Origin of the sequence: Micromonospora sp. NBC_00898 (assembly GCF_045207895.1) — a bacterium.
Taxonomy (GTDB): domain Bacteria; phylum Actinomycetota; class Actinomycetes; order Mycobacteriales; family Micromonosporaceae; genus Micromonospora.
Window position 1 is genome coordinate 6,271,438 of record NZ_CP108775.1, and the last position, 17,996, is coordinate 6,289,433.

Below are 17,996 nucleotides of genomic sequence, written 5' to 3' on the forward strand. Positions count from 1 at the left end.
GCACCGTGGCCGAGCTCGCCCCGGCGGTCGCCGCGGTCCGGGTCGCGGTCCGTCGGGCGCTGACCGGGCTGACCGGGGACGGGCCGGTGCTGGTGGCCTGCTCGGGCGGCGCCGACTCGCTCGCCCTGGCGGCGGCCACCGCCTTCGTCGCCCCCCGGCTGGGTCGTCGGGCCGGCCTGGTGACCGTGGACCACGGCCTGCAACCGGGCTCGGCCGAGCGGGCCGACGCGGTGGCCCGGTGGGCCGTCGGGATCGGCCTCGACCCGGTCGACGCGGTCCCGGTGACCGTCGCCGGCCGACCGGGTGGCCCCGAGGCGGCCGCCCGGGAGGCGCGCTACCAGGCCCTCGTCGCCACCGCCCGCCGGCGCCACGCTGCCGCGCTGCTGCTCGGTCACACCCGCGACGACCAGGCCGAGACCGTGCTGCTCGCGCTGGCCCGGGGTGCCGGCCCGAGAGGGCTGGCCGCGATGCCGGAGCGCCGTGACCTGCACGGTGTGCCGCTGCTCCGCCCGCTGCTGGACCTCGGCAGGGACGACACCCGCAAGGCCTGCGCCGCGCTGGGGCTCAACCCGTGGGAGGACCCGCACAACGCCGACCCGGCGTACGCGCGGGCCCGGGTCCGCGCCGACGTGCTGCCGGCGCTGGTCCGGGCGCTCGGCCCGGGGGTACTCGACAACCTGGCGCGGACCGCCCGGCTCGTCGCGGCGGACACCGCCGCCCTGGACGCCCTCGCCGCCGCCGCGCTCGCCGCTCCCGCCGACACCGGCTCGTCGGACCGCCACCCAACCGGGTCGGGTCCCGCAGCTCCGCCGGCCGCCGGGCCCGTGGGGGCCGGGGTGCGGGCCGCCGGGGATGGCCTCTCCGTCGCGGCGCTGGCCGCGCTGCCGGCGGCGGTGCGGACCCGGGTGCTGCACGCCTGGGCCCGGGAACTGGGCGCCCAACCGGCCGCGCTGTCGCATCGGCACGTAGCCGCGCTGGACGCCCTGGTGACGCAGTGGCACGGGCAGGGCGCGGTCCACCTGCCGGGCGGCCTGCGGGTGGCCCGTCACGAGGGCCGGCTCCACCTCGCCGATCCCCGCTGAGCCGCGCCGAGCCGCCGGGCGGACATACCTCGGCACGTCCTTTGCTCTGCTGCAGCGGAGGCAACACCTGCTCGGCCACGTGTTGCCTGGGGTGAAGCAGAGCAAAGGACACGCGGTGACACCTGTCGACCGGCAGCCGGCAGCCGGTAGCCGGCAGCCAGCAGCCGGCCGGTGCGCCGGGTGCCGGCGGAGGGCGGAGGGCGCCGGCAGAGGCGCCCGCGCTCTCGCCGGGTGCCGCCGGAGGCGGTAGACATGGCGGATGGCGTACCCCCGACAGCCGCTCTTCGCCCCGAACGGTGCCGTCGCGACCAGCCAGCCGCTCGCGGCGGCCGCGGGCCTGGCCGTGCTGCGGCGCGGCGGCAACGCCGTCGACGCCGCGCTGGCCACCGCGATCACCCTGACCGTCGTGCAGCCGCCGTCGAACGACATCGGCGGCGACCTCTTCGCGATCGTCTGGGACGGCGAGCGGCTGCACGGGCTGAACGCCTCCGGGCGGTCGCCGGCCGCGCTGACCCGGGAGATGGTCCTCGCCGCGACCGACCGGCGGGGCGCGACGCCGGTCGACGCCCTCGGCGGCGCGCAGGCCGAGGGGCCGGCCATGCCGGCCCGGGGCTGGCTGCCGGTGACCGTGCCGGGCGCGCCGGCCGGCTGGCGGGACCTGCACGACCGCTTCGGCTCGCTGCCCTTCGCCGACCTCTTCACCGAGGCGATCGGCTACGCCGAGCACGGCTACCCGGTCGCCGCCGGCACCGCCGCGACGTGGGCCCGCGCGGTCGCCGCGGGCGGTCCGGCGGGGCCCGAGTACGCCGAGTTCGACCGGGTGTTCACCGTGGACGGGCGAGCGCCCCGCCCGGGCGAGCGGTGGCGCAACCCGGACGCGGCCGGGACGCTGCGGCGGATCGCGGCGACCGGCGGGGCCGACTTCTACCGGGGGAGCATCGCGGCGGCGATCGACGCGCACGCCGCCCGGACCGGCGGCCTGATCACCGGCGACGACCTGGCCCGGCACACCTCCACCTGGGTGGACCCGGTGAGCGTCCGGTACCGGGGGCACGAGGTGTGGGAGCTGCCGCCGAACGGGCAGGGGGTGGCGGCGCTGCTGGCGCTGAACGTCCTCGACGGGGTCGACCTGGCGGCGCTGTCGCCCCAGGAGCGGCTGCACTGGCAGATCGAGGCGGTGAAGCTCGGCTTCGCCGACGCGCACGCGTACGTCGCCGACCCGGAGCGGACGCCGGTGCCGACGGCGGCACTGCTCGACCCGGGGTACGCGGCGGCCCGGCGGGCCCTGATCACGGACCGGGCCGGTGACCCGGTGGCCGGTGACCCGGAGCGGGGCGGCACCGTCTACCTCTGCACCGCCGACTCCGGCGGCATGATGGTCGGCCTGATCCAGTCGACCTACCTGGCCTTCGGCTCGCGGGTGGTGCTGCCCGGCCACGGCTTCGCCCTGCAGAACCGGGGCACCGGCTTCCGCCTCGACCCGCCACACCCGAACGTGGTGGCCCCGGCGAAGCGTCCGTTCCACACGATCATCCCGGGCTTCCTGACCCGGGACGGCGCGCCGGTCGGGCCGTTCGGGGTGATGGGCGGGCACATGCAGCCGCAGGGGCACGTGCAACTGGTCTCGGCCACCCTGGACGCCGGGCGGGATCCGCAGGCCGCCCTGGACACCCCGCGCTGGTACTGGCACGCCGGGCGTTCGGTGCTCGTCGAGCCGGCGCTGGCGGCGGAGCAGAGCCTGGTCGCCGGCCTGCGGGCCCGGGGGCACGAGGTCACCGTCGCGGCGGAGCCGGCCGTCTTCGGGTACGGGCAGGCGATCTGGCGGCACCCGGCCGGCGGGTACGTGGCCGGCTCGGAGTCCCGCGTGGACGGGGCGATGCTGGGCTGGTGATCAGACCTCGGCGCGTTCCCGGAAGGTCGTCCGGTAGGCGTGCGGGGTGGTGCCCAGCCGGCGGGTGAAGTGGTGCCGCAGCGCCGCCGCGTCGCCGAAGCCGGCCTGGTCGGCCACCGTCTCCACGCTCAGCCGGGTCTCCTCGAGCAGCCGTCGGGCCAGCAGCACCCGCTGGTTGGTCAGCCAGTCGTGCGGGGTGGTGCCGGTTTCGGCCCGGAACCGGCGGGCGAAGGTACGCGGCGCCATCCCGGCCCGCGCGGCCAGCTCCTCCACGGTGACCGTCCGGTCCAGGTGACCCATCAGCCATTCCAGCACCGGCTCCAGGGTGGGCGCCTCCGGCGCCTTCGGGATCGGCGCCTCGACGTACTGGGACTGGCCGCCGTCGCGGTGCGGGGGGACGACCATCCGCCGGGCCAGCCGGGTGGCCGTCGCGGAGCCGTGCTCCTGCCGGACCAGGTGCAGGCAGGCGTCGATCCCGGCGGCGGTGCCGGCGCTGGTGAGCAGCTTGCCGTCCTGCACGTAGAGCGAGTTGCACCGGACCCGGGCGGCCGGGTACCGACGTTGCAGCTCGTCGACGTACCGCCAGTGGGTGGTGCAGTCCCGCCCGTCGAGCAGCCCCGCCTCGCCCAGCACGAACGCGCCGGAGCAGACGCTGAGCAGCCAGGCGCCCCGGTCGGCGGCCCGGCGCAGCGCGTCGAGCACCGGGGCGGGGACGGTCGTCTGCCCCGCGTGCGCCGGCACCGCGACCAGGTCGGCCTCCTCGACCGGGGTGAGGTCGGCGTGCGGGGTGAGCAGAAAACCGGAGCCGGTGCGCACCGGGCCGCCGTCGGCGGTGCAGACGCTGAAGCGGTAGCCCGGGAAGCCGTCGGCGGTCCGGTCGGTGCCGAAGACCTCCGCCAGGACGCCGAGCTCGAAGGGGGCGACCTGTTCCAGCGCGATGACGGCGGCCGAACGCAGCATGTGACGAGGGTAACCGAAGGAGTGGCAGGAAATCGATGCCCACTGGCATGCCTGCCACTTTTCGATCCGCCCAGGCGGTCGGAGACTGGTCTCAGTCCGGTGCGCACCGGCGGCGAAACCCACCTCAACCACGCGAAAGCGAGCGCCGCCATGGAACTCCTGCTGCTCCTTCTCTTCCTCCTCGCCCTCGCCGTCGCGGCGGCCGCCGGGCTGGGTGTGGACACCCGCGACTCGGCCGACTGGAAGCCCACCGCCGACGGCCGGCGCTGGCGCTCCAGCACCTGCTGAGGTGATTTGCACCTTCCGCGCAGAAAATCCGCGGCGGGACCGCACCAAAAGGCGCGGCCCCGCCGACGGGGGCCATCCGGCGTACGGCAGGCTAGGAGCATGGCTGACGGCTCCTGGTACGACGCCGACATCGACCACGTGATCATTTCCGAGGCGCAGATCCGCGAGAAGACCGCGGAACTGGCCAAGCAGGTCTCGGCGGACTACGCGCACGTCGAAGACGGACTCATGCTCGTCTGCGTGCTCAAGGGCGCGGTCATGTTCATGGCCGACTTCGCCCGGGCGCTCGGTCGACAGGGTCCCCCCGCCGAGCTGGAGTTCATGGCCGTCTCCTCGTACGGCCAGGGCACCACCTCCTCCGGCGTGGTCCGGATCCTCAAGGACCTGGACCGGGACATCGCCGGCCGGCACGTCGTGGTCGTCGAGGACATCGTCGACTCCGGCCTGACCCTCTCCTGGCTGCTGCGCTACCTGGAGTCCCGCTCGGCGGCGAGCGTCGAGGTGGTCGCCCTGTTCCGCAAGCCGGACGCGGTCAAGGTGCCGGTCCCGGTCAAGTACGTCGGCTTCGACATCCCGACCGAGTTCGTCGTCGGCTACGGCCTCGACTTCGGCGAGCGGTACCGGGAGCTGCCCTACGTCGGCGTGCTCAAGCCCGAGGTCTACGCCCGCGCCTGAGCCGCCCCGCCGAGCTGCGCGTATCGGCGCTCATCGAGCGGACGTTCAGCGGGCTCTCAGCTGATCGGACTACGGTAGGGGTCGGTGACGAGGAGGCACCCCTCCCCGTCGCGCCGGCCCAAAACCCGGTTCGCCGTCCGCGTAAGTGCTGGGCTCGCAAGCTCACATCTGGCACGAACGGTGTACCGTCGAATGACCGCGGCGCGGCAATTCGCGCGCTTCGGGGTCGAGGCCGGCCCGCACGGCGGCTCCGGCCGCCGCCCGAGGCGGCGACACCATTCAGACGGTCAGGACGTCGATCAGGAGGATGCGGGCGTCTCGGCGCTCGACAACAGTATGGAACGTACGCGTTTCTTCCGCCGACCGGTGGTCTGGATCATCCTGGTCATCCTCGGCGCCGTTGTGCTCAGTCAGCTGTTCACCGCTGGTCCCAGCTACCACCGGGTGGACACTTCCGTTGCGCTCGACCAGCTCCACACCGCCAAGATCAACAAGGCGGTCTTCCAGGACAAGGAGCAGACGCTCCAGCTCGAGCTGGCCCAGAAGACCAAGTTCGGTGACACCACCACCGACAAGATCGAGGCGCAGTTCCCGTACCAGGCCGGCGACCAGGTCTGGAACGAGGTCCTCAAGGCCAAGGCGGACAACAAGATCACCGGGCCGGCCGACACCAAGGTGTCGTCCGACAGCGTCTGGGTGAGCCTGCTGGTCAACCTGCTCCCCATCGCCCTGCTGGTGCTCCTGCTGCTCTTCTTCATGTCGCAGATGCAGGGCGGCGGCTCCCGGGTGCTCAACTTCGGCAAGTCCAAGGCGAAGATGATCACCAAGGACACGCCGAAGACCACCTTCGCGGACGTGGCGGGGGCGGACGAGGCCGTCGAGGAGCTGCACGAGATCAAGGACTTCCTGCAGAACCCGGCGAAGTACCAGGCCCTGGGCGCCAAGATCCCGAAGGGCGTGCTGCTGTTCGGCCCGCCCGGTACCGGTAAGACCCTGCTCGCCCGCGCGGTCGCCGGCGAGGCCGGCGTGCCGTTCTACTCGATCTCCGGCTCGGACTTCGTCGAGATGTTCGTCGGTGTCGGCGCCAGCCGGGTCCGCGACCTCTTCGAGCAGGCCAAGTCGAACGCGCCGGCGATCGTCTTCGTCGACGAGATCGACGCCGTCGGCCGGCACCGTGGCGCCGGCATGGGCGGCGGCCACGACGAGCGCGAGCAGACGCTCAACCAGCTCCTCGTCGAGATGGACGGCTTCGACGTCAAGGGCGGCGTCATCCTGATCGCCGCCACCAACCGGCCGGACATCCTCGACCCGGCGCTGCTGCGCCCGGGCCGCTTCGACCGGCAGATCCCGGTGGACGCTCCCGACATGGAGGGCCGCAAGGCGATTCTGCGGGTGCACGCCAAGGGCAAGCCGTTCACGCCCGACGTCGACCTCGACGCGGTCGCCCGGCGGACCCCGGGCTTCAGCGGCGCCGACCTGGCCAACGTGATCAACGAGTCCGCGCTGCTCACCGCGCGCAAGGAGCAGCGGGCGATCTCCAACGACTCCCTGGAGGAGTCGATCGACCGGGTGATCGCCGGCCCGCAGCGCCGGACCCGGGTGATGAGCGACCAGGAGAAGAAGATCACCGCGTACCACGAGGGTGGGCACGCGCTGGTCGCCTGGGCGTTGCCGCACGCCGCGCCGGTGCACAAGGTGACGATCCTGTCCCGTGGCCGCTCGCTGGGCCACACCCTGGTCCTGCCGACCGAGGACAAGTACACCCAGACCCGGGCCGAGATGATCGACACCCTGGCGTACGCGCTGGGCGGCCGGGCCGCCGAGGAGCTGGTCTTCCACGAGCCCACCACCGGTGCCGGCAACGACATCGAGAAGGCCACCCAGCTGGCCCGCGCGATGATCACCCAGTACGGCATGAGCTCCAAGCTCGGTGCGATCAAGTACGGCACCAGCGGCGACGAGCCGTTCCTCGGCCGCAACATGGGCCACGAGCGGGACTACTCCGACTCGGTGGCCGCCGAGATCGACGGCGAGATGCGGGCGCTGATCGAACTGGCCCACGACGAGGCCTGGGAGATCCTGGTGGAGTACCGGGACGTGCTGGACAACATGGTCCTGGAGCTGATGGAGAAGGAAACCCTCTCCACCGCCGACATGGCCCGGATCTGCGCCCGGGTGGTGAAGCGCCCGCCGATGGCCCCGTACCACGGCTTCGGCAAGCGCCAGCCCTCCACCGAGCCGCCGGTCCTCACCCCGGCCGAGAAGGACAAGCTCAAGGCCCAGGCGGAGGCCGACGGCGCCTCGGTCGGCGGCGCCTCGAACAACTCGGACGGTACCCACTGAACACGGACGCCGCGGCCAGCCCCGACAAGGGGCTGGCCGCCTCGTCGACCGAGCCCGACGGTGACGAGGCCCTCGACTACGTCGCCGCGCGACTGATCAGCGGCAAGCTCACCGGTCGTCCGGTCGAGGAGACCATGGACCTGGCTCGGATCGAGAAGGCCGTCCGCGAGATCCTCATCGCGGTCGGCGAGGACCCGGACCGCGACGGCCTCCAGCAGACGCCGGCCCGGGTCGCCCGCGCGTACGCCGAGCTCTTCGCCGGCCTCCGGGTCGACCCGGCCCAGGTGCTCAGCACCACCTTCGAGGCCAACCACGAGGAGTTGGTGCTCGTCCGGGACATCGACGTGATGAGCCTCTGCGAGCACCACCTGCTGCCGTTCCGGGGCAGCGCGCACATCGGCTACATCCCCGGGCCGGACGGCCGGATCACCGGTCTGTCCAAGCTGGCCCGGCTGGTCGAGGTCTTCGCCCGCCGCCCCCAGGTGCAGGAGCGGCTCACGTCGCAGATCGCCGACCTGCTGATGAGCAAGCTGGAACCCCGTGGCGTCATCGTCGTGCTCGAGTGCGAGCACATGTGCATGGCGATGCGCGGCATCCAGAAGAGCGGCGCCAAGACCATCACCTCGGCCGTCCGCGGTGTACTGCAGCGCGACGCGAAGTCCCGCGCCGAAGCGATGTCGCTGATCATCCGCTGACCGGTGCGGCCGACGGAGCCCGTCGGCCGCCTCAGCCGGCCAGCATCGTCAGGACGATCCCGGCGGTGGTCGCCACCGCCGGGACCAGGCAGACCAGCGCCCCGAACCGGGGTGTCCGGTCCACCCGGTCCTCCGGCCGGGGCCGGAACAGCCGGCCGACCGCCAGCCAACCCGCCATGAAGGCCACCGCCGGCATCGGCAGCCCGACCACCAGCGCCAGGATGCTCGCCGGGCCGGTGCCGGTCCCGAGCAGCACCAGCAGCTGGATCAACGGGACCACCAGCGCCAGCGGCCCGTACACCAGCAGGTTGCGGGGCCGGGACGGCCAGCGCGCCAGGCGGGGGAGCCCCCGCGCGGCCAGCGTGTCGTCCGCGCCGTCGGCCCAGCGCCCGGCGGCCTGCAGCGAGGTCAGCACCGCCGCCGGCCCGGCCACCATCGACCTCGCCGCCTCGGTGAGCTCCGGCGGCGTCGGCTGCAACGAGATCGCCGGCACCCCGAGCTCCCGCAGTTGCGCCTGCTGCGGGGCCAGCCGGGCCCGGACCACGGTCAGCTCCTCCCGGGCGGCCTGCACCGAGCGGGCCTGCTCGCTGGCGGCGGTCGTCGCGGCCCGGCGCACCCCGTCGAGCTGGCGGGCGGCGGCGACGTAGTCCGCCCAGGCCGCCGCGGCCGGATCCGGGGTGTCGGCCGGCGGGCGGCCCGGCCGGGGGGCGGGCACGGCCGTTCCGTTCTCGCTCACGTCGCCGGCTCCGCCCCGAAGGGCACCAGCACCGTGCCCAGCTCACCCGGGCCGTCCCAGAGCACCGCCCGGCCCGGACGCGGCCGCCACAGCACCGGCCGGTCGAAGAGCGACTCCAACCGGGCGCCCGGCACGTCGGTGACCGCCACGGCGGTCAGCTTGTCGACCTCGCCCTCCGGGCCGAGCAACCCGGCCAGCGGCCCCACCGAACGCCACCAGCCGAGCAGGTGCAGCCCCGTCGGCGGCCCTTCCCGCAGCAGCGACCGCAGCCGCTCCACCGGCAGCTCCGTCGCGTCCGGCACGTCCAGCCCGAACACCACCAGGTAGCCCGGCTCGCCCGCGTCCATCGCGGCGCGCAGCCCGGCCACGTCGACCGTCTCCACCCGGTGCCGCTCGGCCAGCTCCGCGGCCAGCTCGGCGGCCGCTTCGGCCGACCCGTTCGCCAGTGGAGCCAGCACGAACCGGGCGGACGGGTGGTGCGCCGCCGTGCTCCGCGCCGCGGTGACCAGCAGCTGGCTCGCCTCCTCGTCGCGGCCCAGCACGGCGAGGTTCCGGCCGGCGGCCGCGCCGAGCGGCACCGCCACCGTGGAACGGTGCACATCCACCGCCCGACCGAGCAGCGCGGCCGGCGCATGCGCCCGGCCGGCCAGCGCCGCCCGGTGTCGTGGATCGTTGGCGAGCAGCGGGCGCGCGTACCCGGCGAAGACCACCGGCGGGCCGGAGCCCTCCGGCCGGGCCGCCCAGAGCCGGTGCCGCAGCACGGCCAGAGTCTCCGGATCCTCGTGCGGATAGGGGAAGCGGATCATCCGCTCGTGCCCCCGGGTGGCGCCGCGCGGCCCACCCAGGCCACCCGCGGTGTTCACCACCGCGCTGCCCACGGGCAGCCCGGCCGCGGCGTCGTTCGCCGGCTCCAGCACCGCCGACCCGCCGGGCAGCGCGACCCGCACCGGGAACTGGCCCAGCAGGGGATCGCGCGGGCCACCGATGCCAAGGTCGCCCTCGCCGGCCAGGACCAGGTGGATGCCGTACGCCCGGGCGGCGCGGGCCAGCACGTCCAGCCGGGTCAGCAGGTCCGTGGCGAGCCGGTCGCGGTCCCGCAGCAGCAGGGGGAAGTTGTCGATCACGCAGACGATCCGAGGCAGCGCCTGGTGCTCGCGCAGCTCCGCGTACCGCTGCCCGCCGGCCCGCCGGCCAGCCTCCTCCCGGCGGCGCAGCTCCGCCTCGAGCTGGCCGACGAGGTCCGCCACGTACTCCCGGTCGGCGGCCATCCCGGCGGCCCGGACCTGCGGGACCCAGGTGCGGTCCCGCTCGGTCTGCAGGAACTCCACGAAGGACTCACCGTCGTCCAGGTCGGCCAGGTAGAGCACCAGCTCGTCCGGGCCGTACCGGGCGGTCAGTCCGAACAGCACGTTGGTCAGGAACGCCGAACGCCCGGCGCCGGACCGGCCGCTGAGCAGCCAGTGCGGGGTGAGCTCGGTGAAGCCGAGGCTGACCGGGCGCCCGGCGGCGTCACCCACCACGGTCGATAGCCCGTCGACGGAACTCGACGCCCACAGCTCCCCGGCGGGCAGCAGGTCGGTCAGGGAGAGCCGGGAACCGTCCTCGATCTGTCGGGCCAGCCGGTGACAGACCCCGGCCACCAGTTCGTCGGGCGGGTCCTCCTCGACGAAGACGGGGGAGTTGAGCCCACCGCCCGTCTCGGGGCCCGGGCCGCTCAGCGCCTGCTCCGGCGGATCACCGACCAGCGCGTACGCGTTGCGTACCGCGACAGGGGTGGCCTGGGGCAGTGTGGTGTCGGGCGACCAGCCCGCGACGACCAGGTGCAGGCCGGCCCGGTGCCCCCGGGCAGCCAGCTCCTCGATCCGACCCAGGTCGGTCGCGCCGGTCCCGGCGGGGAACGCGGCCACCACCAGCAGCAGCGTGCGATCGTGCCCACGCTGCCGGGCGGTGCCGGCGGCCACCCACTGCTCCGCCTCGGTGAGCACCGCCCGTAGCCCCGCCACGTCCACGGCCGGCGGCGGCAGCAGCCCCGCGTCGGCCAACCCCGCGAATCCCCCGAAGACGCCGCCGGTCGGATCCCACTCGACGGTGCCGTCCACCGCGCGGACCAGAATCGCGCCGGCCGGCGCGGCGGCGAGCAGCCGGAGCAGGAGGGCCCGCAGCAGCCCGGCCACCCTGGGATCGGCGGCGTCGGTGTCGACGCTCAGGTGACCGCTGCCCAGCAGCGGCACCAGCGCCGGGAACCGGGCGTCGTCCAGCGGCGCGGCGGTGCCGACCCGGACGAAGGGCGGCGGTCGGTCGCCGGGCGGGGTGGCCGCGGTCAACGTCTCCAGGGCGGCGCCGGCCCAACCCAGCGCGGCCAGCGCGGCGGCCGTTCGTAGCCGTTCCGCCAGCTCGTACTGCCGGTGGTGGTCGGCCGGGGCGGGTCGGATCTCGTCCAGGATGCCGGCGGCGGCAGTCGCGGCGGCCGCGGCCCGCCGGTGCAGGGCGGCGGCCCGGCCGGCTCTCGCCTTCGGACTGCCCACCGCGTCCACCTCTCTTCCCGAGGCCGACATCTCCTCCCCGCGCAGTGACGGTATCCCAGCCGGTGGCCCGACTCCGGGATGTCGACCGGCGCTGCGCGGTCTTTGCGAGCCAGCTCACCGCGGCCGGTCGGGCATTGTCCCGCCTCCTGCCAGCAGGCGGGCGCGATCGGTGAATCTGGGGCATTGGGTACGCGGCGCGTAGCCGATAGCCTCAAGGGGTGGAATCAGTGCAGCCCCCCACCGGTTCCCAGGTCTCCCGGGTACCGGCGCAGCGGACCCCGCCCGAGCAGTTGGCGCCCCCCGCGCCGGCTCCGGCGCCGCAGCGTCCCCGGCGGCGGCTGCGCACGGTGCTCTCGGTGGTCGCCGGGGTGCTCGCGGTGCTCTGTGTCGGCGGCGGGATCACCGGCTTCATCCTGTACGACCGCGCAACCGCGCCGGACCGCAGCGCCCCCGACGTCGTGGTGGACAACTACCTCCGTGCGTTCCTGGTGGACCGCAACGACACGAAGGCCAGCGGGTTCGCCTGCGGGGGCGGGGGCGACCTCGACGCCGTTCGAGGCCTCCGAGACGAGCTGGAACGGCGCGAAGCGAACTTCAACGTCGTTGTCCGCGTCGGTTGGGGTGCACTCGCCAGAGCAAAAAGTGGCGATGGGGAGTTGGTCACCACGACCTTGACTATTTCCAGCTCCGCAGACGGCCAGACGCGGAGTAGCCGTCGAGAGGACTGGCAGTTCAAAGTGATCGACAATGACGGGTGGCGGGTCTGTGAGGGCCGCAAGGTCGGTTGAGGGCCGCTACTCGACCCACAGTAGGTGGACCGGAACCTCGAGGGTGGTGGGTGCCTGGCCGCGCCAGGCCCAGCGGTACCACTCCAGCTCGGAGGTGACCCGGACGCAGATGTCTCCCTCGGCTCCGGAGTAGGTCTCGGTCACCGCCCGCAGGTCGCGGTGCTCGGTCGGTCCGACGACGTGCACCACCCGCCGGCCCGCCACCGCGTCGGCCTCGAAGGCCGGGGTCGGCGCCCGGGGTGCCGGCGCGTCGAGGGAGGCGAGCCTGATGCCGGACTCGCGGGACGTGGCTGCGCCGCCCTGCCGCTCGCCCACCGTCTCCACCCAGACCCGCTCGACCGGTACCAGCGGCGCGAAGACCTCCACCTGCTCGGATTCGGCGCGGTACCACTCGTGTTCGGGGATGACCGGCACGTAGGTCCGGCTGCCCTGCACTACCCGTTCGTCGGAGCGCAGGTCACCCCGCCAGCCCAGGCCGGGCAGCCCGACCAGCACCCGCCGGCCGCGTAGCTCGACCCGGCCGGCGGCGGGGACGATCTTGAGCGGTCGGGGCGGCAGCGGCGCCCAGTCGGGCTGGTCCGCGAACGGGTCGGGAAGGGGGCCGGTCATCCGTCGGTGGGCCTCACGTGTCGCCGCCCAGCGGCGCCCCGTGTTCCCGCATGAACGGCACGGGATTGATGGCGCCGCGGCTGGACCGGTCGCTCTCGATGTGCACCTCGAAGTGCAGGTGCGGCCCGGAGGAGTTGCCGCTGCTGCCGGAGAGGCCGATCACCTCGCCGGCCGCCACCGCCTGCCCGGGAACCACCTGCGGGCGCTCGACCATGTGGCAGTAGCGGGTGATGTACCCGCCGGCGTGCAGGATGTCCACGAACCAGCCGCAGCCGCCCTTGCCCGGCCACCCGTCGCGGTCGCAGTCGCGTCGTCCGGAGTGGTCCGGGTCGCAGCGGGCGACCAGCACCCGGCCGGCGGACGCGGCGTGGATCTCCGTCCGCTTGTCCGCGGCGATGTCCACCCCGTTGTGGCTGGGCCGGTCGGCGGTGCGGAAGCCGGAGCCGGCGCGACCCGGGATCGGCGCGGTCCAGCCCGACGCGGCGATCCGCGCGCCGGCGGCCGCGTCACAGACCGCCTTGCCGGCGATCTGGACCGTCCGCGCGGCACCGCCGGCCAGCGCGTCGACGATCCGGCCGGCCAGTTCCTCGTGCTTGGCGTACCCGTCCGGGATCGCGCTGACCTGCACTCGCTGGGCCACGACGGTCAACGGCCGGTGGTCCCAGTCCCGGACCTTGACCAACTTCTCGTAGAACTTGCGGGCCGCATAGGTGGGCGTCATGCGTTGCGCGACGCTGCCCCAGCCGGGTCGCTGCTGGAACAGGCCGAGTGAGTCGTGGTCGGAGCCGACCCCCTCGTTCGGGAGCGCCAGGGAGGCCGGCTCGGCAGTGTTGGCGAGGTTCCGCAGCGTGGACTCCTGCATCGCGGTGGCTACGGCGATGACCCAGCCCCGGGCCGGCACCTTCATGTCCTGACCGACCTTGATGATGACGGCGGCGTTGCGGAGCTGCCCCTCGCCGTACTCGGCGAAGCGGGGCATGTCGCCGGTGATGCTGACCCGGTGGGCCGCGTCGCAGGCCAGCCCGGCCACGGTCGCGTCGTCCTGCTCCTCGCCGCCCAGCTCGGTGAGGAAGAACGCCGCGGCGCCGCCCACGCAGCAGAGCAGGGTGAGCGCGGTCGTCACGGCGGCGGCCACGACGCCGAGCCGGAGCTTCCGGCTGCGGGGCGGGGGTCCGCCGTTCTCCCACTGCTCGCTCATTCGCGTTCCCAGTCCACCGCGTCCACCAGCCACCGGCCGTCGGGGGCCACCAGCTCCAGCCGGAGCCGGCCGTTGTCCAGCGGGACGAGGGCCTCCACGAAGGACTCCGTCCGGGGACGGAGCGTGACCTGACCCGTCACCCGCCGGGCGGGGACGGTCTCCGGATCCGCGCCGGTGAGCTTCTCGGTCAGTGCTGAGGTCGACATGGGGCGCAGGCGCGCCTGCCATTCGTCCCCGCTGCTGCCCGGTCCGGCCAGCCAGACGTTGGTGAACCGGCCGGCGGCCTGCTCGGGGGTCAGCTCGCCCGGCCAGGTCTTCGGCTTGGCGGGCGCCGCGCTCGACAGCACCCCGTCGTCACCGGCCGCCGGGTCCACCGTGCTGATCGGCTCCCGCGGCCGGTTGCTGAGGCCGGTGGCCGGGTCGACGGGGCCGGATATCAGGCGCGCCGCCCCGATCACGCCGAAGACCAGGACGGCGATCACCACCGCGACGCCGAGCCGGGACCGCAGTACCCGGGTGAGCAGGAATTCCAGCGCTCGTCGCATCGTGCTCACCGTGCCTCGGAGCGCACCCGCGGCATCGGCTTGCTGGCCGGCGCGGGCTCGGCCGAGCCCGGACGGTAGATCGCGAACGCCGGGGCCTCCTCCGGCACGTCAGGTTCGGTCCAGGTGGCCGGCTGCCGGCGTCGGGGACGCGGTGCGGTCCGGCCGCCGCCCGGCTGCTCCGGTGCAAGCGCATCCTCCGTCCGTTCCCGTCCGTCCGGCCGTTGCCGGTCGGCGGCGGCGTGCGACGGATCCTCGTGCCGGGCCTCCGGCCGCAGGCTGCCCTGGTCGAGCAGCACACCCCGCCGCCGGCCGAGCGCCGGCTCCGCCGTGCCGCCCGGCTCGACCACGTCCAGCCGGGCCGCGACCCGGACGTCCCGGAAGAAGCGGCGGTGCCACGACCCGGCCGAGCTGATCGCCTCGCTGCTGTCCTTGCCACCGAGCTGGGTGATCCGGCGGTACGGACGCAGCAGCAGCCAGCCCACCACCCCGCAGAGCCAGACCAGCACCACCTGGAGCCAGCCGGGCAGGGTGGGCGTGTTCATGATGAGGTCGACCGCGAAGAGGTAGATGGCCGCGCCGGTGCCGAAGATGGCGATGTTGAAGACCGCCGCGACCACCGCGTTCGCCAGCCGGCGCAGCCCGGCGCTGGCCGGACGCATCAGACCGACCGTGCCGAGGATCGGTGCGGCGATCACGGCCCATCGGAAGATCAGGAAGCCCAGCAGCACCAGCAGCGAGGCGGTCAGGTCGAACATCGCGAAGAGCAGCGAGGCCAACACCGCGATGAAGCCGGCCCCGATCCGGTCCATGTCCCGGACGCCCTGGAGATACTCGTACGCCTCCGGGTCCTCCGTCTTGATCTGCTCGGCGACCCGGGCCCACTGCTGCTGCTTCGCCTTGATGGTCGCCTCCCGGGTGGCCGGGTTCTGGCGGAGCTTCTCCGCCTCCTCCCAGGAAAGCGACTTGGCGTCGTAGAGCGCCGGACCGTACTTTTTCGCGGTTTCGCTGTCGGCCGAGCCGAGCACGCCGCGCAGCCAGTTCCGGTAGAGCATCGTCTCGGTGGCCGTGTCACTGGCCCGCACCGCCGGGGGACGGTGATCCTTGCACGCCTCGGGGTTCGGATCGTCGCACTGCCCCGCTGGGGTGTCCCTGGAGGCCGGGCCGATCGCGTCGTGCACGACGCTGAGCGAAGTGACCAGGGTGTTGTCGGCGATGTTCGCCGACTTCACCGGCCAGGCCGCCAGGGCGGTGACCGCCACCATCACCAGCAGGGCCCAGCCGGCCGTCGTCATGGCGTTGCTCATGTCCGACTGGCGGGAGCGCCAGAGCAGGTATAGGCCGACCACGCAGAGCGTGATGATGCCGAAGACGCTGAACACCTTCTGGTAGACGGCCTTGGTGGCCTGGTCCACCAGCGGATCCGCCCAACCCCACATCGAGCGGGGATCCCAGGCCCGCTCGCGCAGCGCGTTCGAGGCGCCGATCACGGCGTTCGCGAACATGAACTCGCCGTTGGCCACCATGGTGGTGAAGCGGTAGTCCGGATGGAGCACGGACGACGCACAGCCGCCGTCGACGTCGTATGTCGTGTAGCTGTATCCGGCGTAGCCGTAGTCGCTGTAGAGGCCCTTCGGGCCGGGCAGCTTGGCGGAGTCCGGGCGGGCGGCGAACCAGCCGGCCAGGCCGGAGTCCGGCGCACCCGGGACCGGGGCGTTGCGGCACTCGACCTGGTCCTGGCTGACCTCCTTGAGCTTCGCGACGCAGGCCCGGAAGTCGGCCTGCCACTCCTTGGTGCTGCACAGCTCGGCCCGGGCCTGGGCGACCGGTGTCGCGGCGTACGCGGGTGTCGCCCCGACCACCGGCCAGGCGACGGTGGCCACGGCGAGTACGCCGAGCGCGAGGAGGAGCGCCGCGATCCGTGCCCGGGCCGTCGCCATCAGAGTCGCGCGGAGGGGGCCGCCGCCTTCAGGCGGCGGGGCAATCCGCGCTCCCTCCCTCCAATGATAGATGCAGCATCCCTATATACTTGTGGCGTGGCGGGTGAGGTGCAGGTTTCCGCGGGGGTTGCGTACGACCTCGGGTACCACGTGGTGTGGTGCCCGAAGTACCGCCGGCCTGTGCTCACTGGTGAGATCGGTCGCCGCTGCGACGAGTTGATTCGCACTAGGTGCGACGAGCGGGACTGGCGGGTTGTCGCCCTGGAGGTCATGCCGGACCACGTGCGCCTGTTCGTCAAGGCGCACCCCGCCGACTCGCCGGCCCATATCGCGAACCAGCTCAAGGGCTTCACGTCGCGGGTGCTGCGGCAGGAGTTCCCGTCGCTGCGCTCGCGGCTGCCCACACTGTGGTCCCGGTCGTTCTTCGCCGTGACCGTGGGCGCGGTGTCCGCCATGGCGGTGCGCCGGTATCTCGACTCCCAGTACGAGAGGCCGTGGCGCAGGGAGGGGTCGTCGTGATCCGGGCGTACGCGTTTCTGTTGCGCCCCACCGCACGTCAGGCGGCGGCGCTGGCCGCGTGCGTCGAGGACCACCGGCAGCTGTACAACGCCGCCCTCGCCGAGCGGCGCGAGGCGTACCGCCGCTCCCGGGTGAGCGTGCGCTACGGTGACCAGTCCGCCCAGCTCAAGGACATCCGCCGCGCCGATCCCGACCAGGGCCGCTGGTCGTTCTCCTCTCAGCAGGCCACCCTGCGCCGCCTCGACAAGGCGTTTGCCGCGTTCTTCGGTCGGGTCAAGGCAGGCCAGACTCCGGGATATCCGCGGTTCAAGGGCGCCGGTTGGTTCGACACCGTGCAGTGGCCGAAGGACGGCGACGGCTGCCGCTGGGACTCCATCCCCGACTCCGGGCAGACACGGGTGTACCTGCAGGGCGTCGGCCACATCCGGGTACACGCCCACCGCAAGGTCGACGGCCGGGTGAAGACGATCAGTGTCAAGCGGGAGGGGCGCCGCTGGTACGCGGTCCTGGCCTGCGACGACGTACCCGCCGAACCGCTGACGGCCACCGGGTCGGCGGTCGGGATCGACATGGGTGTGGCGTCCTTTCTCACCACCAACGACGGTGTCCAGGTCGGCAACCCCCGCCACCTCGCCGCGTCCGCCGACCGACTGGCCCAGGCGCAGCGGGCCCTGGCTCGGCGCAGGCGTGGCTCCAACCGCCGCTGCAAGGCCCGTGCGCAGGTCGCAGCGCTGCACGCCAAGGTACGTCGGCAGCGGCGCGACCACGCCCACAAGACCGCGCTGTGGCTGGTCAGACAGCATGACGTGATCGCGCATGAAGACCTGCGCATCGCCAACATGACCCGCTCGGCGCGCGGCACGATCGGCGCTCCCGGCGTCAACGTGGCCGCGAAGGCTGGGCTGAACCGTTCGGTTCTCGACGCGGGTTGGGGGATGTTCCTCGCGATCCTGTCCGCCAAGGCTGAAAGCGCCGGACGGACGATCATCGCAGTGGACCCCCGCAACACCTCCCGCACCTGCCCGCGATGCGGGCACTGTGCGAAGGAGAACCGCGTCACCCAAGCCGACTTCCAGTGCGTGCGCTGCGCGTACAGCGCGCATTCGGACGTGGTCGGCGCCAGCAACGTACTCCGGGCAGGGCTTGCCCGTCAGGCCGCAACCGCGACCTGAGAAGCTGGCGCCTTCAAGCGTCGGAGGAGTCAC

The 17,996-nt window shown here is 73.6% G+C and carries 16 protein-coding genes; 9 read left to right on the forward strand and 7 right to left on the reverse strand.

The window, feature by feature from the left end:
- Positions 1-5: 5 nt before the first annotated feature.
- Both tilS and OG799_RS30455 read left to right on the forward strand, forming a co-directional pair.
- Entirely contained in the window at positions 6-1,082 is a 1,077-nt protein-coding gene (tilS, locus tag OG799_RS30450; protein ID WP_406039988.1) for a tRNA lysidine(34) synthetase TilS, read from the forward strand.
- 259 nt (positions 1,083-1,341) lie between these two features.
- Entirely contained in the window at positions 1,342-2,973 is a 1,632-nt protein-coding gene (locus tag OG799_RS30455) for a gamma-glutamyltransferase family protein (protein WP_406039990.1), read from the forward strand.
- On the opposite strand, the gene OG799_RS30460 is transcribed toward OG799_RS30455, so the two are convergent.
- Complete coding sequence (locus OG799_RS30460; RefSeq protein WP_406039992.1) at positions 2,974-3,933, reverse strand: GlxA family transcriptional regulator; 960 nt, start codon at positions 3,931-3,933, stop codon at positions 2,974-2,976.
- A 150-nt stretch (positions 3,934-4,083) separates the two neighbouring features.
- Between OG799_RS30460 and OG799_RS30465 the strand changes: the two genes are divergently transcribed.
- The 4 genes from OG799_RS30465 (at position 4,084) to folE (ending at position 7,934) form a co-directional block, all read left to right on the forward strand.
- Entirely contained in the window at positions 4,084-4,221 is a 138-nt protein-coding gene (locus OG799_RS30465) for a hypothetical protein (RefSeq protein ID WP_406039994.1), read from the forward strand.
- A 99-nt stretch (positions 4,222-4,320) separates the two neighbouring features.
- A complete protein-coding gene (gene hpt / locus OG799_RS30470; protein WP_346116807.1) occupies positions 4,321-4,896 on the forward strand; it encodes a hypoxanthine phosphoribosyltransferase in 576 nt (191 codons plus the stop codon).
- Between the two features lie 336 nt (positions 4,897-5,232).
- Positions 5,233-7,239 carry an ATP-dependent zinc metalloprotease FtsH gene (gene ftsH / locus OG799_RS30475; RefSeq protein WP_406039996.1) on the forward strand — a complete coding sequence of 669 codons (2,007 nt, stop codon included), beginning with the start codon at positions 5,233-5,235 and terminating at the stop codon, positions 7,237-7,239.
- Positions 7,240-7,271: 32 nt separating this feature from the next.
- Entirely contained in the window at positions 7,272-7,934 is a 663-nt protein-coding gene (folE, locus tag OG799_RS30480) for a GTP cyclohydrolase I FolE (RefSeq protein WP_406046454.1), read from the forward strand.
- Positions 7,935-7,965: 31 nt separating this feature from the next.
- On the opposite strand, the gene OG799_RS30485 is transcribed toward folE, so the two are convergent.
- Positions 7,966-8,670 (reverse strand): hypothetical protein, encoded by a 705-nt coding sequence (locus OG799_RS30485; RefSeq protein ID WP_406039998.1) that lies wholly within the window; start codon positions 8,668-8,670, stop codon positions 7,966-7,968.
- Complete coding sequence (locus tag OG799_RS30490) at positions 8,667-11,204, reverse strand: FtsK/SpoIIIE domain-containing protein (RefSeq protein WP_406040000.1); 2,538 nt, start codon at positions 11,202-11,204, stop codon at positions 8,667-8,669. Before OG799_RS30490 ends, OG799_RS30485 begins: the two co-directional genes overlap by 4 nt.
- A gap of 218 nt (positions 11,205-11,422) precedes the next feature.
- Between OG799_RS30490 and OG799_RS30495 the strand changes: the two genes are divergently transcribed.
- On the forward strand, positions 11,423-11,983 hold the full coding sequence (locus tag OG799_RS30495) for a hypothetical protein (RefSeq protein ID WP_406046455.1): 561 nt from the start codon (positions 11,423-11,425) through the stop codon (positions 11,981-11,983).
- Between the two features lie 6 nt (positions 11,984-11,989).
- Here the strand turns inward: OG799_RS30495 and OG799_RS30500 are convergent, their stop codons facing one another.
- The 4 genes from OG799_RS30500 to OG799_RS30515 are packed head-to-tail and all read right to left on the reverse strand — an operon-like array spanning position 11,990 to position 16,272.
- The gene (locus OG799_RS30500; RefSeq protein WP_406040002.1) at positions 11,990-12,592 is read right to left on the reverse strand and encodes a hypothetical protein; all 603 of its coding nucleotides are present in this window, start codon (positions 12,590-12,592) and stop codon (positions 11,990-11,992) included.
- A gap of 13 nt (positions 12,593-12,605) precedes the next feature.
- The gene (locus OG799_RS30505) at positions 12,606-13,790 is read right to left on the reverse strand and encodes a M23 family metallopeptidase (RefSeq protein ID WP_406040004.1); all 1,185 of its coding nucleotides are present in this window, start codon (positions 13,788-13,790) and stop codon (positions 12,606-12,608) included.
- Entirely contained in the window at positions 13,787-14,344 is a 558-nt protein-coding gene (locus tag OG799_RS30510; RefSeq protein WP_406040006.1) for a hypothetical protein, read from the reverse strand. Before OG799_RS30510 ends, OG799_RS30505 begins: the two co-directional genes overlap by 4 nt.
- Positions 14,341-16,272: an MFS transporter gene (locus OG799_RS30515; protein WP_406040008.1), complete on the reverse strand. Its 1,932-nt coding sequence runs from the start codon at positions 16,270-16,272 to the stop codon at positions 14,341-14,343. The genes OG799_RS30510 and OG799_RS30515 overlap by 4 nt, the downstream gene beginning before the upstream one ends.
- 96 nt (positions 16,273-16,368) lie before the next feature.
- Here OG799_RS30515 and tnpA point away from each other — a divergent pair, with 96 nt between their 5' ends.
- Positions 16,369-16,791 (forward strand): IS200/IS605 family transposase, encoded by a 423-nt coding sequence (gene tnpA, locus OG799_RS30520; protein ID WP_406040010.1) that lies wholly within the window; start codon positions 16,369-16,371, stop codon positions 16,789-16,791.
- Positions 16,788-17,963 (forward strand): RNA-guided endonuclease InsQ/TnpB family protein, encoded by a 1,176-nt coding sequence (locus OG799_RS30525; protein WP_406040012.1) that lies wholly within the window; start codon positions 16,788-16,790, stop codon positions 17,961-17,963. Before tnpA ends, OG799_RS30525 begins: the two co-directional genes overlap by 4 nt.
- Positions 17,964-17,996 lie beyond the last annotated feature (33 nt).

Excerpts from the sequence above, each read along its gene's own strand:
- OG799_RS30455 (WP_406039990.1), top strand. The coding sequence starts at position 1,342 with ATGGCGTACCCCCGACAGCCGCTCTTCGCCCCGAACGGTGCCGTCGCG.
- OG799_RS30460 (WP_406039992.1), bottom strand. The coding sequence starts at position 3,933 with ATGCTGCGTTCGGCCGCCGTCATCGCGCTGGAACAGGTCGCCCCCTTC.
- OG799_RS30515 (WP_406040008.1), bottom strand. The coding sequence starts at position 16,272 with ATGGCGACGGCCCGGGCACGGATCGCGGCGCTCCTCCTCGCGCTCGGC.
- OG799_RS30505 (WP_406040004.1), bottom strand. The coding sequence starts at position 13,790 with ATGAGCGAGCAGTGGGAGAACGGCGGACCCCCGCCCCGCAGCCGGAAG.
- hpt (WP_346116807.1), top strand. The coding sequence starts at position 4,321 with ATGGCTGACGGCTCCTGGTACGACGCCGACATCGACCACGTGATCATT.
- OG799_RS30500 (WP_406040002.1), bottom strand. The coding sequence starts at position 12,592 with ATGACCGGCCCCCTTCCCGACCCGTTCGCGGACCAGCCCGACTGGGCG.
- OG799_RS30465 (WP_406039994.1), top strand. The coding sequence starts at position 4,084 with ATGGAACTCCTGCTGCTCCTTCTCTTCCTCCTCGCCCTCGCCGTCGCG.
- ftsH (WP_406039996.1), top strand. The coding sequence starts at position 5,233 with ATGGAACGTACGCGTTTCTTCCGCCGACCGGTGGTCTGGATCATCCTG.